22 protein-coding genes are annotated in these 18,423 nt (G+C 71.0%); 5 read left to right on the forward strand and 17 right to left on the reverse strand.

What is annotated here, in order from left to right:
- Nucleotides 1-21 precede the first annotated feature (21 nt).
- A complete protein-coding gene (locus AC2RP6_RS16035) occupies nucleotides 22-603 on the forward strand; it encodes a TetR/AcrR family transcriptional regulator (protein WP_486446822.1) in 582 nt (193 codons plus the stop codon).
- Nucleotides 604-646: 43 nt separating this feature from the next.
- Here AC2RP6_RS16035 and AC2RP6_RS16040 read toward each other — a convergent pair whose 3' ends face one another.
- Together AC2RP6_RS16040 and AC2RP6_RS16045 are read right to left on the reverse strand one after the other, a co-directional pair.
- Nucleotides 647-1,462: an alpha/beta fold hydrolase gene (locus AC2RP6_RS16040; protein ID WP_486446823.1), complete on the reverse strand. Its 816-nt coding sequence runs from the start codon at nucleotides 1,460-1,462 to the stop codon at nucleotides 647-649.
- A gap of 163 nt (nucleotides 1,463-1,625) precedes the next feature.
- Nucleotides 1,626-2,039, reverse strand: a complete 414-nt coding sequence (locus tag AC2RP6_RS16045) for a nuclear transport factor 2 family protein (RefSeq protein WP_486446824.1) — start codon at nucleotides 2,037-2,039, stop codon at nucleotides 1,626-1,628.
- 106 nt (nucleotides 2,040-2,145) lie between these two features.
- Between AC2RP6_RS16045 and AC2RP6_RS16050 the strand changes: the two genes are divergently transcribed.
- Both AC2RP6_RS16050 and AC2RP6_RS16055 read left to right on the forward strand, forming a co-directional pair.
- Nucleotides 2,146-2,676 carry a TetR/AcrR family transcriptional regulator gene (locus AC2RP6_RS16050; RefSeq protein WP_486446825.1) on the forward strand — a complete coding sequence of 177 codons (531 nt, stop codon included), beginning with the start codon at nucleotides 2,146-2,148 and terminating at the stop codon, nucleotides 2,674-2,676.
- A gap of 96 nt (nucleotides 2,677-2,772) precedes the next feature.
- Nucleotides 2,773-3,246 (forward strand): carboxymuconolactone decarboxylase family protein, encoded by a 474-nt coding sequence (locus tag AC2RP6_RS16055; RefSeq protein WP_486446826.1) that lies wholly within the window; start codon nucleotides 2,773-2,775, stop codon nucleotides 3,244-3,246.
- 334 nt (nucleotides 3,247-3,580) lie between these two features.
- On the opposite strand, the gene AC2RP6_RS16060 is transcribed toward AC2RP6_RS16055, so the two are convergent.
- The 13 genes from AC2RP6_RS16060 to AC2RP6_RS16120 form a co-directional block, all read right to left on the reverse strand.
- On the reverse strand, nucleotides 3,581-4,219 hold the full coding sequence (locus AC2RP6_RS16060) for an OmpA family protein (protein WP_486446827.1): 639 nt from the start codon (nucleotides 4,217-4,219) through the stop codon (nucleotides 3,581-3,583).
- A gap of 3 nt (nucleotides 4,220-4,222) precedes the next feature.
- Complete coding sequence (locus AC2RP6_RS16065) at nucleotides 4,223-4,753, reverse strand: hypothetical protein (RefSeq protein WP_486446828.1); 531 nt, start codon at nucleotides 4,751-4,753, stop codon at nucleotides 4,223-4,225.
- 91 nt (nucleotides 4,754-4,844) lie between these two features.
- Nucleotides 4,845-5,519: a pilus assembly protein TadG-related protein gene (locus tag AC2RP6_RS16070; RefSeq protein WP_486446829.1), complete on the reverse strand. Its 675-nt coding sequence runs from the start codon at nucleotides 5,517-5,519 to the stop codon at nucleotides 4,845-4,847.
- Nucleotides 5,519-5,764, reverse strand: coding sequence for a hypothetical protein (locus AC2RP6_RS16075; RefSeq protein ID WP_486446830.1), 246 nt, complete (start codon nucleotides 5,762-5,764; stop codon nucleotides 5,519-5,521). The genes AC2RP6_RS16070 and AC2RP6_RS16075 overlap by 1 nt, the downstream gene beginning before the upstream one ends.
- Before the next feature lie 110 nt (nucleotides 5,765-5,874).
- Nucleotides 5,875-6,561, reverse strand: a complete 687-nt coding sequence (locus tag AC2RP6_RS16080) for a LuxR C-terminal-related transcriptional regulator (RefSeq protein ID WP_486446831.1) — start codon at nucleotides 6,559-6,561, stop codon at nucleotides 5,875-5,877.
- Nucleotides 6,562-6,564: 3 nt separating this feature from the next.
- Complete coding sequence (locus tag AC2RP6_RS16085; protein WP_486446832.1) at nucleotides 6,565-7,458, reverse strand: DUF5936 domain-containing protein; 894 nt, start codon at nucleotides 7,456-7,458, stop codon at nucleotides 6,565-6,567.
- A gap of 16 nt (nucleotides 7,459-7,474) precedes the next feature.
- Nucleotides 7,475-8,413: a type II secretion system F family protein gene (locus AC2RP6_RS16090; RefSeq protein ID WP_486446833.1), complete on the reverse strand. Its 939-nt coding sequence runs from the start codon at nucleotides 8,411-8,413 to the stop codon at nucleotides 7,475-7,477.
- Entirely contained in the window at nucleotides 8,410-9,759 is a 1,350-nt protein-coding gene (locus AC2RP6_RS16095; RefSeq protein WP_486446834.1) for a TadA family conjugal transfer-associated ATPase, read from the reverse strand. The genes AC2RP6_RS16090 and AC2RP6_RS16095 overlap by 4 nt, the downstream gene beginning before the upstream one ends.
- On the reverse strand, nucleotides 9,756-10,124 hold the full coding sequence (locus AC2RP6_RS16100; protein ID WP_486446835.1) for a TadE/TadG family type IV pilus assembly protein: 369 nt from the start codon (nucleotides 10,122-10,124) through the stop codon (nucleotides 9,756-9,758). The genes AC2RP6_RS16095 and AC2RP6_RS16100 overlap by 4 nt, the downstream gene beginning before the upstream one ends.
- A gap of 1 nt (nucleotide 10,125) precedes the next feature.
- Nucleotides 10,126-10,503, reverse strand: a complete 378-nt coding sequence (locus AC2RP6_RS16105; protein WP_486446836.1) for a TadE/TadG family type IV pilus assembly protein — start codon at nucleotides 10,501-10,503, stop codon at nucleotides 10,126-10,128.
- A 3-nt stretch (nucleotides 10,504-10,506) separates the two neighbouring features.
- On the reverse strand, nucleotides 10,507-11,778 hold the full coding sequence (locus AC2RP6_RS16110) for a CpaE/TadZ family protein (protein ID WP_486446837.1): 1,272 nt from the start codon (nucleotides 11,776-11,778) through the stop codon (nucleotides 10,507-10,509).
- A gap of 7 nt (nucleotides 11,779-11,785) precedes the next feature.
- Complete coding sequence (cpaB, locus tag AC2RP6_RS16115; RefSeq protein ID WP_486446838.1) at nucleotides 11,786-12,487, reverse strand: Flp pilus assembly protein CpaB; 702 nt, start codon at nucleotides 12,485-12,487, stop codon at nucleotides 11,786-11,788.
- A gap of 50 nt (nucleotides 12,488-12,537) precedes the next feature.
- Nucleotides 12,538-13,488 (reverse strand): hypothetical protein, encoded by a 951-nt coding sequence (locus AC2RP6_RS16120; protein WP_486446839.1) that lies wholly within the window; start codon nucleotides 13,486-13,488, stop codon nucleotides 12,538-12,540.
- A 381-nt stretch (nucleotides 13,489-13,869) separates the two neighbouring features.
- Between AC2RP6_RS16120 and AC2RP6_RS16125 the strand changes: the two genes are divergently transcribed.
- Entirely contained in the window at nucleotides 13,870-15,561 is a 1,692-nt protein-coding gene (locus AC2RP6_RS16125; protein ID WP_486446840.1) for a chitinase, read from the forward strand.
- 125 nt (nucleotides 15,562-15,686) lie between these two features.
- Complete coding sequence (locus tag AC2RP6_RS16130; RefSeq protein ID WP_486446841.1) at nucleotides 15,687-17,018, forward strand: M14 family metallopeptidase; 1,332 nt, start codon at nucleotides 15,687-15,689, stop codon at nucleotides 17,016-17,018.
- Nucleotides 17,019-17,105: 87 nt separating this feature from the next.
- Here AC2RP6_RS16130 and AC2RP6_RS16135 read toward each other — a convergent pair whose 3' ends face one another.
- Nucleotides 17,106-17,516, reverse strand: a complete 411-nt coding sequence (locus AC2RP6_RS16135) for a RidA family protein (RefSeq protein ID WP_486446842.1) — start codon at nucleotides 17,514-17,516, stop codon at nucleotides 17,106-17,108.
- Nucleotides 17,513-18,265, reverse strand: a complete 753-nt coding sequence (locus tag AC2RP6_RS16140) for an IclR family transcriptional regulator (protein WP_486446843.1) — start codon at nucleotides 18,263-18,265, stop codon at nucleotides 17,513-17,515. The genes AC2RP6_RS16135 and AC2RP6_RS16140 overlap by 4 nt, the downstream gene beginning before the upstream one ends.
- Between the last annotated feature and the right edge of the window lie 158 nt (nucleotides 18,266-18,423).

Raw genomic sequence — 18,423 nt, forward strand, 5'->3', positions numbered from 1 at the left:
GTAAGTAACGCGAGGAGAGACATGTCCAGCAGCAGTCCGCAGCGCCGTCGTGGCGACACGCGCCAGCGCATCCAGGACATCGCGCTGGAGCTCTTCGTCGAGCAGGGGTACGAGAAGACGTCGCTCCGGGAGATCGCGGAGCGGCTGGAGGTCACGAAGGCGGCGCTGTACTACCACTTCAAGACCAAGGAAGACATCATCATCAGCCTCTTCGAGGACGTCACGCGTCCCATCGACGAGCTGATCAGGTGGGCGGAGCAGCAGCCGCGCACCCTGGAGACCAAGCGCGAGGTGCTGCGCCGCTACAGCGAGGCGATGGCGGCGGGGGCGGCGCTGTACCGCTTCATGCAGGAGAACCAGGCGACGACGCGTGAGCTGAGCATCGGCGAGACGGTGAAGAAGCGCCTGTACCGCCTGGTGGAACTGCTGCGCACGGAGGACGGCCCGCTGACGGACCAGGTGCGCTGCGTCAGCGCCCTGTTCACCCTGCACGCGGGGATGATGTTCCTCCAGCACGTCGAGGGCGACCCGGAGGAAACCCGCCTGGCCGCCCTGGACGTCGCGACGGACCTCATCACACAGGCCCACCACGACGAGTCGTGAACCGCCCGGCCCGGGCGGCCCGTCGGGGCCGCCCGCGGGCGGGTCAGGACCCGGCGGAGGCGAGGAAGGCGCGGAGGTTCTCGGCGTAGCGGTGCGGGGCGGTGAGGTGGGGTACGTGGCCCTCGCCGTCCAGGGTGCGTGCGTGCGCTCCGGGAAGCACCCGCGCGAGCCGGTCGACGATCGCGCCGAACCACGGCGGGCTGGCGGTGCCCTTGCTCAGCATCGCCGGGCCGGTGTAGCGGGCCAGGCGGGCGAGGTCGACGGTGTCCCAGTCCGGGTCGTCCTGTTCGTCGGCGGCGGTGGGGGCGTTGGTGACGAACGTGCGCCGGGCCGGGTCCGGCATCCCGTCCCACGCGCCGGGTCCGAACACGACCTCCTCGACGAACCGGCGGGCGCCCGCCTCGGGTTCGCCCGCACGTACCTCCGCCAGGATGGCGTCGATCGGCGCCTGCGCCTCCCGCATCAGCCGGTCGAGCTCGGGATCTCCGGCCACGACGGCGGTCAGCGGCGGTTCGTGCACGGCGAGGCTGCGCAGGAGTTCGGGACGCCGGGCGGCGAGGCCGAGCGCGACCGACCCGCCGAAGGAACTCGCGGCCACGTGGGCGGGGGCGCCCAGCATCTCGATGAGCGCGGCCAGGTCGTCCTCGTCCTGGACCCGGGTGCCCCGGCCCGGCGGGCGCTCGCTCAGGCTGTGGCCCCGGCGGTCGTAGACGAGGACGCGGTGGGCGCGGGTGAGGTAGGGCAGGACCGCGTGCCAGCTGTGGTGGTCGGTCCAGGAACCGTGGACGAGGACGAGCGGATCGCCGTCGCCCTCGATCTCGTGGAAGAGCTCCACGCCGTTCACCCGAGTCCGCGCCATACCTGGCCCCCTGCCCGATGCCCAGCCGGCCTCCCCGGCGGAGCCTTTGATCATCTTGTCAGACGGAGCCGCTACGGAACCGGCGTAGCGCGCGAGCACCGCACGAACGCACCTGCGCTGTCGGCGCCTTCGGGAAGGGGGTGGGCTCGCCACTCCGGTCGGGTCAGGGGATGCGGCGGTCCTCCGCGGTGATCGGGACGCCGTTGATGCTGGCTTCACGGCGGCGCATCAGGCCGTCGTCGTCGAACTCCCACTGCTCGTTGCCGTGGCTGCGCCACCACTGGCCCGAGGCGTCGTGCCACTCGTACTCGAAGCGGACGGAGATGCGGTTGCCGGTGTGGGCCCACAGCTCTTTGCGGAGCCGGTAGTCGAGCTCACGCTCCCACTTCTCGGCGAGGAAGGCGCGGATCTCGTCGCGACCGGTCAGGAAGCGGTCGCGATTGCGCCAGACCGAGTCCTCGGTGTAGGCGAGGGCGACGCGTTCGGGGTCGCGGCTGTTCCAGGCGTCCTCGGCGGCCTGGACCTTGGCGCGGGCGGTCTCGTCGGTGAAGGGCGGGAGGGGCGGACGGGCGGTCATGGCTCGGCCTTCCGGAAGCAGTGGGGAGAACGATCGTTCTCGCGATGCGCCCACCCTAGGAGAACGAGCGTTCTCACCGCAAGCGAAACCGGGCTACCCTGCACCCATGGACGACGAAGAGGCGCGCGACCGGCTGCTCGACGCGGCGGAGGAGCTGTTCTACCGCCACGGCATCCAAGCCGTCGGCATGGACCGCATCCGGGCCGCGTCCGGCGTACCCCTCAAGCGCCTGTACCGGCTCTTCCCCGCCAAGGAGTCCCTGGTCACGGCCTACCTCGAACGCCGCGACCGGCGCTGGACCGCGAACCTGCGCGCATCGGTGGCGAGCTCCGAGCAGCCGCCGGTCCTGGCCGTCTTCGACTGGCTGGCGCGGTGGTTCTCCGAACCGGACTTCCGGGGATGCGCGTTCCTCAACGCCTACGGGGAACTGGGCGCGGCCGCGCCGGAGGTCGTCCGGGTCCACAAGCGGGAACTGCGCGCCCTGCTGGCGGAGCTGACCCCGGCCTCGGCCCGGCCCGCGCTCGCCGACCAGCTGCTGGTGCTGGTCGAGGGCGCCACGGCGGTGGCCGCCCTGAGCCCCGGCCCGGAGCCGGCCCGCCGGGCGCGCGAGGTCGCGGAACTCCTCCTGGCGACGTGACGCAGGTCACTCTCCTTTGTCGTGCGGGGCCGTCACATCCGTCGGGTCGGATGCGTCAGAGCTGTGCAACCGTCGACACGGCAAGGGAGAACCACCATGGACGCCCGACTCAACTTCTTCGGCAACCCCGTCGCCACCAAGTTCGCGAGGTACATCAACTCCGCGGGCAAGGTGATCTCGGACTCCACCCTCCCCGCCGCGACCCAGGAGCTGGTGAAGATCCGGGCCAGCCAGATCAACGGCTGCGGCTTCTGCACCGACATGCACACCAAGGACGCCGCGCACGCCGGGGAGACCGCGCAGCGGCTCCACCTGGTGGCGGCCTGGCGCGAGGCGAAGGTCTTCACCGACGCCGAGCGGGCGGCCCTGGAGCTGACCGAGCAGGGCACGCGCATCGCCGACGCGGCGGGCGGGGTCACGGACGCGGCCTGGGCCGAGGCCGCCAAGCACCACGACGAGGACCAGCTGGCCGCGCTGGTCTCCCTCATCGCCCTCATCAACGCCTACAACCGGATGAACGTGATCGTCCAGCAGCCGGCCGGCGACTACCAGCCGGGGCAGTTCGGCTGATCCGGGTACGGCCCCTCACGACAGGGGCCCGGCGCCCGCCCATCATGGACGGATGGACGCCCGTACGCTCGCACGCTCGTACGCCTGACCTTCGCGAACCCCGCTTCGGCGATCCACCTGGGGCTCATCTACCTGGGGCTCGTCGGCGCCGCCGTGGCATGCGCGACGACCGTCACGGTGTTCTCGCCGGACGGTCCTCGGGGAGGGGCAGACCCCGGGGTGGCTCTCCCTGACCGAGCTCGTTGTCTGCGTACCGGTCCGGTCGCCGGCCCTCGGCACGCTCGTCGAAGCCTCCCGCGGCCGCCTCCGACGGCGGCCGCGGTCGAGCTGACACCTAGCCTTCGGAGCCGCGCGGGAAGGTGATCTCCACCCGGCGGTTCTTCTTGCGGCCCTCTTCGGTGCCGTTGTCGGCGATCGGGTAGTCCTCGCTGTAACCGCGGACGTCGAAGACGACGCTCGGGTTCGTCACGGTCTTGGCCAGCTCGTTGTGCACGGCGTCGGCGCGCTGCTTGGACAGCTCCTTGCCGTGCTCGTAGCTGCCCTGGTCGTCGGTGAAACCGAAGACGCGGATGCGGGTCGCCTTGGACTGGTTGATCTCGTTGCCGATGGCCTGGATCCGAGCGGCGGCCTGCGCGTTGAAGACGGCACTGTCCTCGGGGAACAGCACCTCGGACTGCAGCGCCATCATGACGGTCTGGTTCGTCTCCTGCCGCCGCTGCTCTCCCCCGAGGTCCTCGACGACCTCGGCGATGTCCAGCACCTTGACCGGCGCGAGGGTTCCGCCCTGCGGGATCTTCAGCCCGGGGGCGTTGGAGTCGATCGCCACGGGCGCGGAGGCCGAGGGCTCCGTGCCGGGGGGTACGGACGGCTTCACGTCATCGGCGTGGGCGGCGGTGGCCCCGATGAAGTGCCCTCCGGCTACGACGAGTGCGGAGACTGCGGTGACGGCTGCTGCGCGATGGCGTGTGGTCATGGGTCACCCAGAGATTTTGACGGTGGCCGTGGCAAAGGTCGGGAGGCTGAATTCCACCTCACTGGTCGAGCTCGGCGGTGCCGGGAACTGCGCGAAGAACGGGATCACCTGGCCGGCGTCGACGCTGGAGACGCCCGTCGTGCACAGGCACCTGGACTCCGTGTCCCGTAGCACGTAATAGCGCTTCTTCCCGGCCTTGTCGACCAGCGTGGCACCGGCGACCGACTCCCCGGTTCCCTTGAGTTCGATGCCGCGCCAGGCAACGGTGTCCTTGTACGACTGGCTGCCCGTGTTCTTGAGCTGTCCGGAGACGGTGAGGAAGCCACCTGGGTCGCGCCGTACCGAGTTGATCTCCAACGCCATACCGGACTGTCCGTTCAGCGTGGCGATGACTTCGGTCGGCTCAGAGCTCTGATCCGTACTCGGTGCGCCCTTCTGGGACGCCGTTCCCTGGGGCTGCGCCGTCGCGGAATTACGCGGTTCAGCCGACTTGCCGTCGCCCTCACCACCGCACCCGGCCAACGTGACGACCATGACCGCCGCACCTGCAACGGCCATCCCCCCACGGACCCCCACCATGCGCCGAATGCTCATCTATGAACGCTTCCTTGTCTCTCGGTCCGTGTCAGGCGACGAGTCGCACGCTGAACAGCTTTCTGGTCAATGCCTTGAGCGAACCCGGCTTCAACGGGTCGAGCTTGACGGTTTCCCCACCGCAATCAAAGGTCACCGTCGGTGCGGTCGGCACCGGAGACGGCGAGCCACCACCGGGCGGAGTGGTGGCTGTGGGGGCGGAGGTGGTGGTAGGGGTGGGGGAAGGACTCGGACCGACCACGGCACCGAGGTGGCACCTGGGCTCGATCAGCGCCGTGGCCTTCGCCGTCGCGTGCATGCCGTTGGTGCCGGGGACCACCGAGTCCCCCACGGCCGCACTGGTTTCGACCGTGACGGTGAACCGGGGGAGAGCCGCCGTGCACGACGCCTTCGCGTCGTTCTGCGCCGCGAAGGCCTCAGCCGCCGCGCAGGCCCCGCCGACCCGGAAGAAATCGCCGTCGACGATCCTCTCCCAGACCCCGATGTCCACCGTGGAAAGGTCGAGACCGAAGAACACGTCGTCCCGGGCTTCGCGCCCGGCCGCAAGAGCCGCGGCATCCGCCGCCCCTTGGGCATCGCTGCGCCTGACCGACGCCTGCCCCACCGCGAAGAAGGCCAGCGCCGCGAAGAGCAGACCGGCGACCACCACCACGTAGATGGGAAATGCCTGGCCCCGGTCGTACCCGCGCGCGCCGCGGGGGGACATTAGCCGGCCTTGATGTCCGTGACCGCCTGCTTGATCCGCTTGGTGATCTCCGAACCGACACCGGAGCCGACGATCGCTCCGACGATCACGATCACCACCAGGATGATGCCGAGGTACTCGAAGGCGGTCTGGCCGCGGTCGAGGGTCGCGTGGCGCTTGCGGAGCCTCGTCACGGCCGTGTCCGTCCACCCGTTCACCCTGATCCGCGCCTCCACGGCGGCCTTCAGCAGCGTGTTCTGTGACATGGGGGTTCCCTCCCGGGCCGGTACCGGTGTCGATCTGCGGACGGTACGGCGAGTCACCAGTCGTGACCAAGGGTCCCGGGACCCAATTACGGACCCACTGCGCACTCTGTCTACCCATGACCGGTCACTCCTGGACGGGCGGTTCCCAGCCAGCGGGCTATCGCCTCGCTGCGCGTGGCGCTCCGGAGCTTCGCGAAGATGCGGTTGATGTGGTTCTTGACCGTCTTCTCGCTGATGAAGCAGGCGGCGGCGATCTGCTGATTGCTCATCCCGGACGCGATCAGATCCATGATCTCCACCTCTCGGGAACTCAGCCCGAAGACAACAGAGTTGTGCATCCGCTCGGATGACTGTGCCACATCGCGTTGCGGATGCGAAGAGCCCCTCAGCTCTGCCAGCAGAGCACTCGCCGCCGTCGGGGTGAAGTGGGGGCGGCCCAGGGGGGCGTCGCGGACGGCCCTGACCAGCTCGTCGGCGGTGAACTCGCCGTGCACGAGGTAGCCCCCGGCGCCCAACAGCAGGGCCTCGCGGACGATGCCCGCCTCCCTGCTGTACGTCAGCATCAGTACGGGCGCCAGCTGCACCAGGTGCGGCAGTGCGGAGATCCCGTCCACCCCCGGCATGCGGACATCCAGCAGGACCACGTCCGGGGCGTGCCGTCGGGTCAGGCTCAGGGCTTCGCGGCCGTCCCCGGCCTGCGCCGTCACGTCGATGTCGCCGGCCGCCCCCAGGAGGGCCGCGAGACCGGCCCTGATGACCGGGTTCCCGTCGGCGATGAGCACGCTCAGCCGGCCCATGGCTCAGCCACCCCCGAACAGTGCGCCGAAGTCGACGTTCGCGCCGTAGACGAAGCCGCACACGAGGAGGATGAGCGTCCCCGGCAGCATGAACATCGTCACGGCGAAGGTGGCCTTCGGGACCGCCCGGGCCGCCCGCCGACGGGCGTTCTGGGCGTCCGTACGGCGCATGTCCTCGGCGATCGCGATCAGGGTGTCGACGATCGGCGAGCCCAGTTCCTCGCCCTGCTGGAGGGCGGTCACGAACTGGGCGACCTGCTCGCTGTCGTTGCGCCTGCGCAGCTCGTCGAAGGCCTGGCGGCGGCTGACGCCCATGTCCATCTGCTGGAGGGTGATGCGGATCTCGTCCGCCCACGGCCCCTCGTACTTGCCCGCCACCCGGTCCAGCGCCTGCCGGAAGCCCAGCCCCGCGCTCACCACCACGGCGAGGACGTCCAGGAAGTCCGGCAGCGTCCGCTCGATGTGGTCACGGCGGACCCGGATGGCCGACCACAGGCCGGCCTCGATCCAGAACAGACCGAACGCCACCATCAGCAGGGCCAGCACCAACTGACCGTTGACCAGCATGGAGAACGCACCTGCGGCGCCCAGGATCCCGTACACCGCGCGCCGGGCCGCGTACCGGTCGATCGTCAGGCCGGCCGGGTTGCCCGCCATGTCGATCTGGCGGCGTTTGCGCGCCACCCGCGTCGCGCCCATCGCGCGCAGGACCAGCGGCGCCCAGCGGATGCCGATGCGGTCGACCAGCGATCCGACCGCGGTCGTACGGGTCGCTCCGACCTCAAGGGCCAGGGCGAGGTCGGTGGGCAGCTTCACGTCCGCCCGGTAGAGGCGGACGCCGTGGAAGGCACCGAACACCGAGAGGCCCACGACGAGTGCGAGGAGAAGTGCGGTCATCGTCCCGTCCGCCCCCTCACACGTCGATCTTCGACAGGCGGCGGATGAGGATGAAGCCCAGCGCGAAGAGGCCCAGGGCGACGATGACGGCCGTCTGCCCGAGGAACGCGCCCGTCATCCGGTCCAGCGCGCCGGGCATCATCATGTCGACGAGGAGCAGCGAGCCGAGCCCGATCGCCGGGACCAGGTAGGCGGTCACCGTGACCTGGGACAGCTGGGTGCGGATCTCGCGCCGGGTCTCCTTGCGCTGCTCCAGCGTCACCGTCAGGTTGCGCAGGCTGTCCACGATCGCACCGCCGGCCCGGGCCGACAGCACGAGGGTGGAGACGAGGACGACGAGTTCGCGCGACGGGAGGCGTTCGGTCAGCTCTCCGAGGGACTCCTCGATGGAGTGGCCCACGGCGAGCCGGTCGGCGACCCGGGCGAGTTCCTCGCCGGCCGGCGCCTCCAGCTCCTCGGCCGCGATGCCGATGGCGGTACGCAGGGCCAGCCCGGCCTGGGTGGCGTTGGCCAGGATGCGGGCCAGGTCGGGGAGTTGGTTGATGAAGCGCTCCGTACGCCGGGCCCGCTGCCAGTTCAGGAACGCGTTCGCCGCCCAGATGCCGATGAGACCGGCGACCGGTCCGAAGAACGGTGCGAGGAGGGACGAGGCGATGAGCCAGACGCCCGCGATGGAGGCGAGCATGTAGACGAAGAACTCGCCGGGGGTGAGGTCCAGGCCGGTGGTGGCCAGCTTCTGCTCGATGCGCCGGCCGAGCGTGGTCTTCCGCAGCCGGCGGTCGAGCTTCCGGAAGCGGCGGGGGCGGCCCAGTGGCTCGGGGACTCCGCTCGCGGAGAGGCGGTCGACGAGGGCGGCGTGCTGGGCGCGGCCGGCCGCGTACGCCTGCAGGCCGACGACCGCGAGGACGCAGGCCAGCAGGGTGACGCCGAGGGTGAGGAGGATCAGTGGGTTCACAGGGCGGTCCGTGTGATGTGCGGGGTCGTGAGGGGGTCGTCCGGTAGGGCGACGCCGAAGGCCTGCGGGACGGGCTGGTTGTTCATGTAGAGGCGTTCGGCGATGCGGCGGGGCAGCGGGTAGTACTGGAAGTAGCCCCGCACGCGGCCGTCCGGCCCCATGGGCTGGGCGACGAAGCGGCAGACGGTGGTGATCCGGAAGGGTTCGCGTCCGTGCGATTCGAGGATGGAGATCTCCGTGATGCGGCGCGAGCCGTCGCCGAAGCGGGTCAGCTGCACGATGACGTTGACGGCGCTGTTGATCTGGTCCTGGAGGGCTTCGAAGGGGATCTCGACCTCCGACATCGAGGCCAGGGTCTGCAGACGCGTCAGGGCGTCGGAGGAGCTGTTGGCGTGGACGGTGGCCAGCGAGCCGTCGTGGCCGGTGGACATGGCCTGGAGCATGTCGAGGGTCTCGCCGCCGCGGACCTCGCCGACGATGATGCGGTCGGGGCGCATGCGCAGGGAGTTGCGTACGAGGTCGCGGATGGTGATCTGGCCCTTGCCCTCGACGTTCGCCGGCCGGGATTCCAGGCGGATGACGTGGGCCTGCTGCAGCTGCAGTTCGGCGGAGTCCTCGATGGTGATGATGCGCTCGCCCTCCGGGATCAGGCCGGAGAGGGCGTTGAGGAGGGTGGTCTTGCCGGTGCCGGTGGCGCCGGAGACGATCACGTTCATCTTCGCCTGGACCAGCCCGGACAGCAGCAGGAGCATCTGCTCGTCGAGGGAGCCGAGGGCGATCATCTCGTGCAGGGTGAAGGCGCGCGGGAAGCGGCGGATGGTGAGGGTGGCGCCGGTCAGGGAGAGCGGCGGGATGATGACGTTGACGCGTTCGCCGCTCGGCAGGCGGGCGTCGACCATGGGATTGGCCTCGTCGACGCGGCGGTTGACGGTCGAGACGATGCGCTCGATGGTCTGCATGAGCTGTTCGTGCGAGGCGAAGCGGAGGGGCAGCTGCTCGACGCGACCGGCCCGCTCGACGAAGATCTGGTCGGGGCCGTTGACCATGATCTCGGAGATCGAGGCGTCTTCGAGGAGCGGTTCGAGCACGCCGAGTCCGAGGGCCTCGTCGACGACGCGGCGGATGAGCTGCGCGCGCTCGACGGTGGACAGGACGGGGCCCTCGCGGCTGATGATGTGGCCGAGGACGCGTTCCAGGCGCGCCCGGCGCTCGGCCGGTGCGAGCGCGGACATCTCGGCGAGGTCGATCTCCTCCAGCAGCTTGGCGCGGTAGGAGGAGACCAGCCGGCCGTCCTCGCGGGGGCTGTGGCGGTCGTCGGGGGTGCTGACCCGGGAACGCAGGCTCATGGTCCGGTCTCCTCCGGGGCGTCGTAGGGCATGACGGCCGTCGCCCTGGCCCTGCCCGGGTCCAGCCCGGGGATGATCGAGTTGATGGGGATGGTGGCGACGGCGGTGACGGTGTCGCCCGTCCGCTGCACGTCGACCTCAGCGCCGATCCCCTCCCTGACGGCCGCCACCCCCGCGGCACTGCCCCTGCCCGGATGCCGGGCCTCCACACGTGCCGCCGTGCGGGCGGCCGTGTCCGCCTGCTCGTGGACGTAGGCGACCCAGCCGAGCTGGATCGCGCACAGGGCGACGAACAGCAGGATCGGTATGAAGCCGATGTACTCCAGGGCCACTTGGCCCCGGTCGGAGCGGATGCGCCGCTTCACGTCACTCCGCCTCCTTCTCCAGTGCCGCGCCGCCGGTGCCGTCGATCTCGCCGAAGTCGAGGCCGGGGAAGAAGACCGGGACGCCGAGGGTGACCCTGGCCCGCATGATGTCGCCGGACTGCCGGCAGACCGCCTTGGGGCTCCAGGCGGACCCGATGTGTTCCTCCGCGGCCGCCTGGCAGGCCGCGGGCCCGTGCACCGCGCCCGCCCTCGCCGCCTCGTCCGCCGCGTTGCCCGCCAGGGAGAAGGCGTAGCCGATCAGGACGCACTCCCAGACCGCCGCCACCAGGAGCAGGATCAGCGGGACCGTGCCGACGAACTCGATCGCCACCTGGCCCCGGTCGCCCCGCGGGCCGCCGGTCCCTCTCCGGGCGGGCATCCGTCAGCCCTCCCGGCCGCGGCGCAGGCGGGAGACCGTGCCCGCGGCGCGCAGGGTCAGGGCGCCGCCGGGGGGGCCGGTGGGCGTCGGGGTGTCGGGGGCGGCGGCCAGGAGGCCGAGTTCGCCGGCCAGGGTCCACAGCGCCTGTTTGACCGTCGAGCGGTTGTCGAGGTCCTGGACGCGGCCCGCGTCCACCACGGCCTGGAGTTCCTTGAAAGCGGCCGGGACGGGGGTGCGGGTGGCGCGGGTCTTGGTGATCTTCTCGATGAGGGCGGGCTGGATCTCGGTGTGCTTGCTCCAGCGGTTGACGACCACGGAAGTGTCCTCGGCCTTGCGGACCTGGAGCCGTTCCCACAGCCGGACCATGCGCTTGGCGGCGCGTACCGCGATCACGTCGGGGGTGGTGACCAGGACGGCGACGTCCGCCATTTCCACCGCGGCGGCGTTGGCGCCGGTCACCTGGGTCCCGCAGTCGACGACGACGAGTTCGTAGCGGCCGCGCAGGGCGCCGACGATGTGGCGGGCGGCCCGGTCGTCGACCTCCTCGCCGCGTTCGCCGTCGGCGGGGGCCAGCAGCAGCGCCAGCCCGGTGCGGTCCTCGTAGACCGCGTCCTGGAGGACCCGCGGCGAGATGTCCTGGATGCCGGCGAGGTCGGCGATGGAGCGCCGGAACTGCACGTCCAGGTAGGAGCCGACGTCGCCGGCCTGGAGGTCCATGTCGACCAGTGCGGTACGCCGACCCGAGGCGGCCGCGGCGAGCGCGAACTGGACGGCGGTGAAGGTGGTGCCGACACCGCCCTTGGCTCCGGTGACCGTGACCACCCGTCCGCCCGGCCCGGTGAAGGCGTCGGCGGCGCCCCCGCCCAGGTGGCGGCGGACGCCGACGGCCCACTGGGCGGCGGCCTGGACGCGGGCGGCGAGTTCCTCGTAGGACAGCGGCAGGCCGACGAGGCCGCGGGCGCCGGAGTCCATGGCGGCGGAGAAGAGCGCGGGGCCGGCGTCGGAGGAGACAAGGACGACGCCGACCGCCGGGAAGCGCAGGGCGACTTCCCGGATGAGTTCCAGGGCGGGGACCGGGCCGATCCGCTCGTGGACGAGGACCACCTCGGGCAGGTCGTCGAGGGAGTCGAGGGCGAGCCGGGCGAGGGTGTCCAGCAGGGTGGTGGAGTCGGCGACGGGAGGGGCCGGCTCCGCCGACGGGAGCTGGCTGAGCAGGGTGGAGAAGATGCGGGCGGCGTCGGGGTCGGCGACCGCGGGGAGGATTCGGGTGGTCATCCGGGCCTCACTTGTCCCCGTCGAGGGTGTACGTACGGTCGCCGGCGGCGGGCGCGGAGTCGGTGCCGGGGGCGACCAGCGCGAGGCGCACGTGCTCGGCGAAGGACTCGGCGTACGCGACGCGCTGGGTGTCCTTGGTGCCGAGGGCGAAGGTGATCGGCACGGCCTCGGAGGGGCCCTTGCGGTCGCTGTCCTTCTCCAGGGCGGTGAGCTTGCCGACGTTGAGGACCCGGGCGTTGGCGACGATGATCACCGAGCGGGAGGGTTCGGTGTCCTTGGCGCCCTTGAAGGTGGCGATGATGTTGACCTTGGCGCCGGAGGTGATCTTCCCGGCCACGCCGGTCGCCGCGTCGATCATGATGGCGATCTCCTGCTCGCCGGGCTGGAGCTGCGGCCGGTCGACGAACATGTCCGTCTGGAGCAGCGAGCCCTTCTTCAGCGTGGTGAGGGCGATCTTGTCCCTGAGCGCGCCGAGGTCGGTGACGGCCGTGCCGGACAGCCATCGCTCGGGGATCCTGACCTCCTCGAACTGTCCGGCCGCCAGCGGGCTGTACGGGGCTATGTCGGCCTTGGCGCGGTAGGCGACGACCTCGGAGCCGACCTTGGAGTTGACGTCGCCGATCACCACGAGGACTCCGGCGAAGGCCCCCAGGGCGCACAGGACCGACAGGAGCAGCAGAATGACGCCGCGGCGCTGGCGTGAGTTCATAGGCCGTACTACCTCGCCGTTCTTTCTTCATCCGTACGTTCGGTCGTCGGTCAGGGTCTGGAGCGGCCGGTGCTCGCCGGCACCACCTGGGACGGTGGTGGGGCGGTGAGCGGCGCGGCGCAGAAGCCGCAGCGGTCGCCGATGAGTTCCAGGCCGCACCAGCGGCACTGTTCGCGGCGGACCGAGGCGACGAGCTGGTAGAGCACGGACAGGTCCGGGATGCCGGCGGCGAACTCGACGAGCTTGGGGGTGCCCCACCAGGCGGGCGAGGCGGCCGGCAGCGGGTTCTCCAGGACGCCCTGCACCTGCCAGGCGGGGGCGAGTTCGGCGGCGACCCACTCGGAGGCGAGCTGGCCGCGCGCGAAGGTGAGGTGGGTGGCGAAGTCGGGCCCGGCGGGCAGGGCGCCCGCCGCCGAGCCGCCCGACCCGGGGCGCGGGGCGTGGGAGCCGTGCGCCCCGCCGCGCCCGCTCCGCCCGCCCCCGGCGGATCCCAGCTTGGCCAGGTGCGGCGTCGGGTGGGCCAGTACGGCGAACTGCGCGCCCGGCGACCAGGACCGGGCGTGGGCGCCCAGTCCGACGGGCACGCGGACCCGGTCGAGTTTGGCGACCGAGCCGAGCAGGGCGCCCGCGTAGATGTAGTGCGACAGCAGCCGGGCCGCGGAGGCGATGATTCCGGGGCTGAAGTCGCAGACGCTGAGCTGGCGCAGCTGACGGGCCAGCAGGGCCGTGCCCAGCGGCGGCAGATCGATGTCGAGCAGCGCGATCCGGTCGGTTTCCAGGATGGCCCGGACGGTGTGCAGCCGCTGGACGGTGGTCTTCGGCAGCCACGGCGGTACGAGGGCCACGACGTGGCCGTGGCGTTCCAGCAGGGCGCCGGTGCCGGCGAGCGCCGACTCCAGGTCGTGCTGTTCGGGCGGGTGCAGCAGGGCGGCCCCGGGTGTGTGCCGGTCAGGGGCCGGCAGTACCAGGTCGGTGCTGGTGACAGCGATGGCGGTCGGCACGCGAATTCCCCCGTTCCCCCACGTTCTCCCGTACGCCCGGACTTTCGCGCGCTCGACGGGACGCGTCGCGGCCGTGTCGCGTGCGCGCAGCAGTGCGCGACCGCGGACGGCCCGTCACCCATCCCCCCTTGCACCAGCACCATAACCGCGTCACCCCTGGCAGGTCAGGGGCTTGGTGATTCCCGTGCGTAAGGCAGCGGTCACAGGTGACGGGAAACCCGGACAACAGGGATCACGCAATCAGCCTTTTCAAGCCACTTTGCGAAGACTCTTGACACGAGGATTGGTCTGGACCAACTTGGCAGCGCACGCCGTGAGTCGGCCACCCCCCACACGGTCCGGCTCTCCCCTCACCACCCCACCTCCCCCCACGGAGCCCACGTGAACCGCATACGCTCCCTCTCCCTGCCGCTCGCCGTGACCGTCGCCGCCGGGGCGCTGACGGCCCTGGCCGCCGGTGCCGCACAGGCGGCGGACGTCAACGTCGTCCGCAACGGCGGCTTCGAGTCGGGTCTGGCCAACTGGTCCTGTTCCGGCGGGAGCGGCGCCGCCGTGTCCTCGCCCGTGTACGCCGGGGCCGGGGCCCTGAAGGCCACTCCGGCCGGTTCCGACAACGCCCGCTGCAGCCAGACCGTCACGGTCAAGCCGAACTCGACGTACACCCTGAGCACGCAGGTGCAGGGCAGCTACGTCTACCTCGGCGCGACCGGAACCGGCACGCAGGACGTCTCCACCTGGACCCCCGGCTCGGGCGGCGGCTGGCAGAAGCTGTCCACCACCTTCACCACCGGCCCCTCCACCACCCAGGTCACCGTCTACACGCACGGCTGGTACGGCCAGCCGGCCTACACCGTGGACGAGTTCAGCGTCTTCGGCCCGGACGGCGGCGGGGGCACCGACCCCGGCCCCGGCATCCCGGGCGCACCGGCGGGAGCCGCTGTTTCCGGCCAGAGCGCGAACGGCCTCACCCTTTCGTGGAACGCCGTCAGCGGCGCGAGCGGCTACCACGTGTACCAGGACGGCGCCCGCGTCCAGACCGTGTCCGGGACCTCCGCCCCGATCGGCGGCCTCGCGCCCGCCACCTCGTACTCCTTCCAGGTGAGCGCGTACAACGCGGCGGGCGAGGGCCCGAAGTCCGCGCCCGTCACCGGGACCACGACCGGCGGCGGCAACCCGGGCAACCCGGCCGTCCCCAAGCACGCCCTGACCGGCTACTGGCAGAACTTCAACAACGGCGCGACCGTCCAGAAGATCTCCGACGTCTCGGCGCAGTACGACATCATCGCCGTCTCCTTCGCCGACGCCACCACCACGCCCGGCGCCATCACCTTCAACCTCGACTCGGCCGGCCTCGGCGGTTACACGGTCGCCCAGTTCAAGGCGGACATCGCCGCGAAGAAGGCGGCCGGCAAGTCGGTCATCCTCTCCATCGGCGGCGAGAAGGGGACCATCACGGTCAACGACTCCGCGTCCGCGGCCAACCTGGCGAACTCGGCGTACGCCCTGATGCAGGAGTACGGCTTCACCGGCATCGACATCGACCTGGAGAACGGCCTCAACCCCACCTACATGACGCAGGCCCTGCGCTCCCTGTCCGCGAAGGCGGGCCCCTCGCTGGTCATCACCATGGCCCCGCAGACGATCGACATGCAGTCCACGCAGGGCGGCTACTTCAAGACGGCGCTGAACATCAAGGACATCCTCACCGTCGTCAACATGCAGTACTACAACAGCGGCTCGATGAACGGCTGCGACGGCAAGGTCTACTCCCAGGGCTCGGTGGACTTCCTCACCGCGCTGGCCTGCATCCAGCTGGAGGGCGGGCTCGACGCCTCCCAGGTGGGCATCGGCGTCCCGGCCTCCCCCAGCGGTGCGGGCAGCGGCTACGTCTCCCCGACCGTCGTCAACAACGCCCTGGACTGCCTGGCCCGCGGCACGAACTGCGGGTCCTTCAAGCCGTCGAAGACCTACCCGGGACTGCGCGGCGCGATGACCTGGTCCACCAACTGGGACGCCAAGGCGGGTAGTGCTTGGTCGAACTCGGTGGGTCCCAAGGTCCACGGGCTCCCGTAGGCGGTACGTGTGGGGGTGGCCGGATCGGTTCGGCCGACACCTGAGGTCCTTGACCGGGACATGCCACGAGAGGACGCTGAGCGCGTCCGCACGGCTACCCCCACACTCCCCACCCAGGAGAACGCATGCGGCTCCACAAACGCCGGAGGGCCGGCCTGACGGCCGCCCTGCTGGCGATCGCGCTGGGCGCACCCGCCTACGGCATGAGCGCGACGGCGGCGCCACCGCCCAGCCCGTCCACCGCCACCCAGGACGAGGCCATCGTCCAGTACCGGATCCACGGACCCTCCACCGTCGCCGACCGGACCGCCCTGCTCCGTACGGGCGTCGCGATCGACGAGGTGGACGACCACACCGTGGTGGTCAGCGCCGACACCATGCAGGCCCGGAAGCTGAAGGAGCTCGGCTACCAGCTGACCGCCCTTCCCGGACCCCCGGACCGCTCGCTGCCCGGCATCGCCGCGAGCCCGATGGACTTCCCCTCGGCGGACTCCAAGTACCACAACTACGCGGAGGCGACGGCCGAGATCAACCAGCTCGTCGCGCAGTACCCGGCGATCGCCTCCAAGCGGGTGATCGGCACGTCGTACCAGGGCCGGGACCTCCTCGCCATCAAGATCAGCGACAACGTCGCGACGGACGAGTCCGAGCCCGAGGTGCTCTTCACCGCCCACCAGCACGCGCGCGAGCACCTGACCGTCGAGATGGCGCTGTACCTGCTCAAGGAGTTCACCTCCAAGTACGGCACCGACTCGCGCGTCACGAACGCCGTCAACGGCCGTGAGATCTGGATCGTCCCGGACCTCAACCCGGACGGCGGCGAGTACGACATCGCCACCGGCTCCTACCGCTCCTGGCGCAAGAACCGGCAGCCGAACTCCGGATCCTCCTACGTCGGCACCGACGAGAACCGGAACTGGAACTACAAGTGGGGCTGCTGCGGCGGCTCCAGCAGCAGCAAGAGCTCCGAGACCTACCGGGGCGCGGCCGCCGAGTCGGCGCCCGAGGTGAAGGTCGTCTCGGACTTCGTGCGCAGCCGGGTGGTCGGCGGCAAGCAGCAGATCAAGGCCGCCATCGACTTCCACACCTACAGCGAACTCGTGCTGTGGCCCTTCGGCTACACCTACAACGACACCGCGCCGGGCCTGACCGCCGACGACCTCGCCGTCTACAAGAAGATCGGCACCAGCATGGCGGCCAGCAACGGCTACACGCCGGAGCAGTCGAGCGACCTGTACATCACGGACGGGACGATCGACGACTGGCTGTGGGGCAACCAGAAGATCTTCTCCTACACCTTCGAGATGTACCCGGAGAGCGGAGGCGGCGGCTTCTACCCGCCGGACGAGGTGATCGACCGCGAGACCGCCCGCAACAAGGACGCGGTGCTCCAGCTCCTGGAGAACGCCGACTGCATGTACCGCTCGATCGGCAAGGAAGCCCAGTACTGCTCATAGCGGGACCCGCGGGCACCCGGACCGGGGGCGCCCCGCCGCCAGGGGGGCGCCCCCTCCCGGCGGCGGGGCGCTTCGCGCGCGGCCGGCTCAGCCCAGGACGGCGAGGGCGTCGACCTCGACCAGGAGCCCGGCCGGCAGGCCCACGTACACCGTGGTGCGGGCGGCCGGGGCCTCCTTCAGCCCCTGCTCCTCGAAGTAGGCGTCGTAGAGCTCGTTCATCTCGGCGAAGTGCGCCGTGTCGGTGAGGTAGACGCGGATCATCATCACGTCGTCCCAGTCCGCGCCGCCCGCCTCCAGCACGGAGCGGACGTTCTCCAGCGTCTGCAGGGTCTGCTCGCGCAACGTCGGTCCGGCCGGCGTCGGCGGCCGGCCCTCCACGTGCGGCAGGAACCCGACCTGCCCGGCCACCTGCAGGATGTTGCCCTTGCGCACCCCGTGCGAGAACCTCGCGGGCGGGACGGTGTGGGTGGCGGGGGTGATGGCGGTCTTCTCGGTCACGCTGTCTCCTGTACTCCTGAATAGTCCTGACTGATGGCACCGGCGGTGCGCAGTACCTGCGGCAGCAGTTCGAGCAGCCCCTCGGCCGGGACGACCACGCCGGGCGCGGAGACGGACAGCGCGGCGACGACCCGCCCGTCGGGACCGCGCACGGGTGCCCCCAGGCAGTTGATCGACTCCTCGTGGCCGCCGAGGTCGGTGGCCCAGCCCTGCTCCCGTACCAGGTCCAGTTCGCGCAGGAAGGCCTCGGCGTCCGGGGTGGAGCGGGCGGTGTAGCGGGGGTAGTCGATGCGGTGGGCCAGAGCCCGGCGTTCGGCCTCGGGGAGGTCGGCGAGGAGCAGCTTCGCGACGGCGGCGACGGTGAGGGGCACGGGCCTGCCGATGCGGGAGTACATGCGCACCGGGTAGCGGCTGTCGACCTTGTCGACGTAGACGACCTCGTCGTCCTGGTGCAGGGCGAGGTGCACGGTGTGCCCGGTGGCGTGGTTCAGCTCGACCAGGTGGGGACGGGCGACCTCGCGGACGTCGAGGTTCTCGATGGCCTCGGCGGCGAGCGCGAAGAGCTGCGCGCCGAGCCGGTAGCGGCCGTCGGGCCGGCGGTAGACGAAACCGCGCTCGTTCAGGGTGCGCAGCAGGCGCAGCGCGGTGCTCTTGTGCACGCCCAGCGCGTCGGCGACGTCGCCGAGTCCGGCGGGCCCCTTCGCGAGCAGGGGCAGGATGCCCAGTGCCCGCTCCACCGACTGGCTCATCCGCCGTCCCCTCGTGACCGTCGCCGCCCGATCGCGGCTCCGCCGGACCGTCGGGCCCGCCCGCGGCGGCGCCGCAGCGGGCGGCGTTGACCCACCGTCACCCGGGATGTTAGACAGCATGCAGCGGAACACGCAACGACCGTTGCAGCCAACGCAAC

Source organism: Streptomyces sp. WAC03905 (assembly GCF_057371075.1).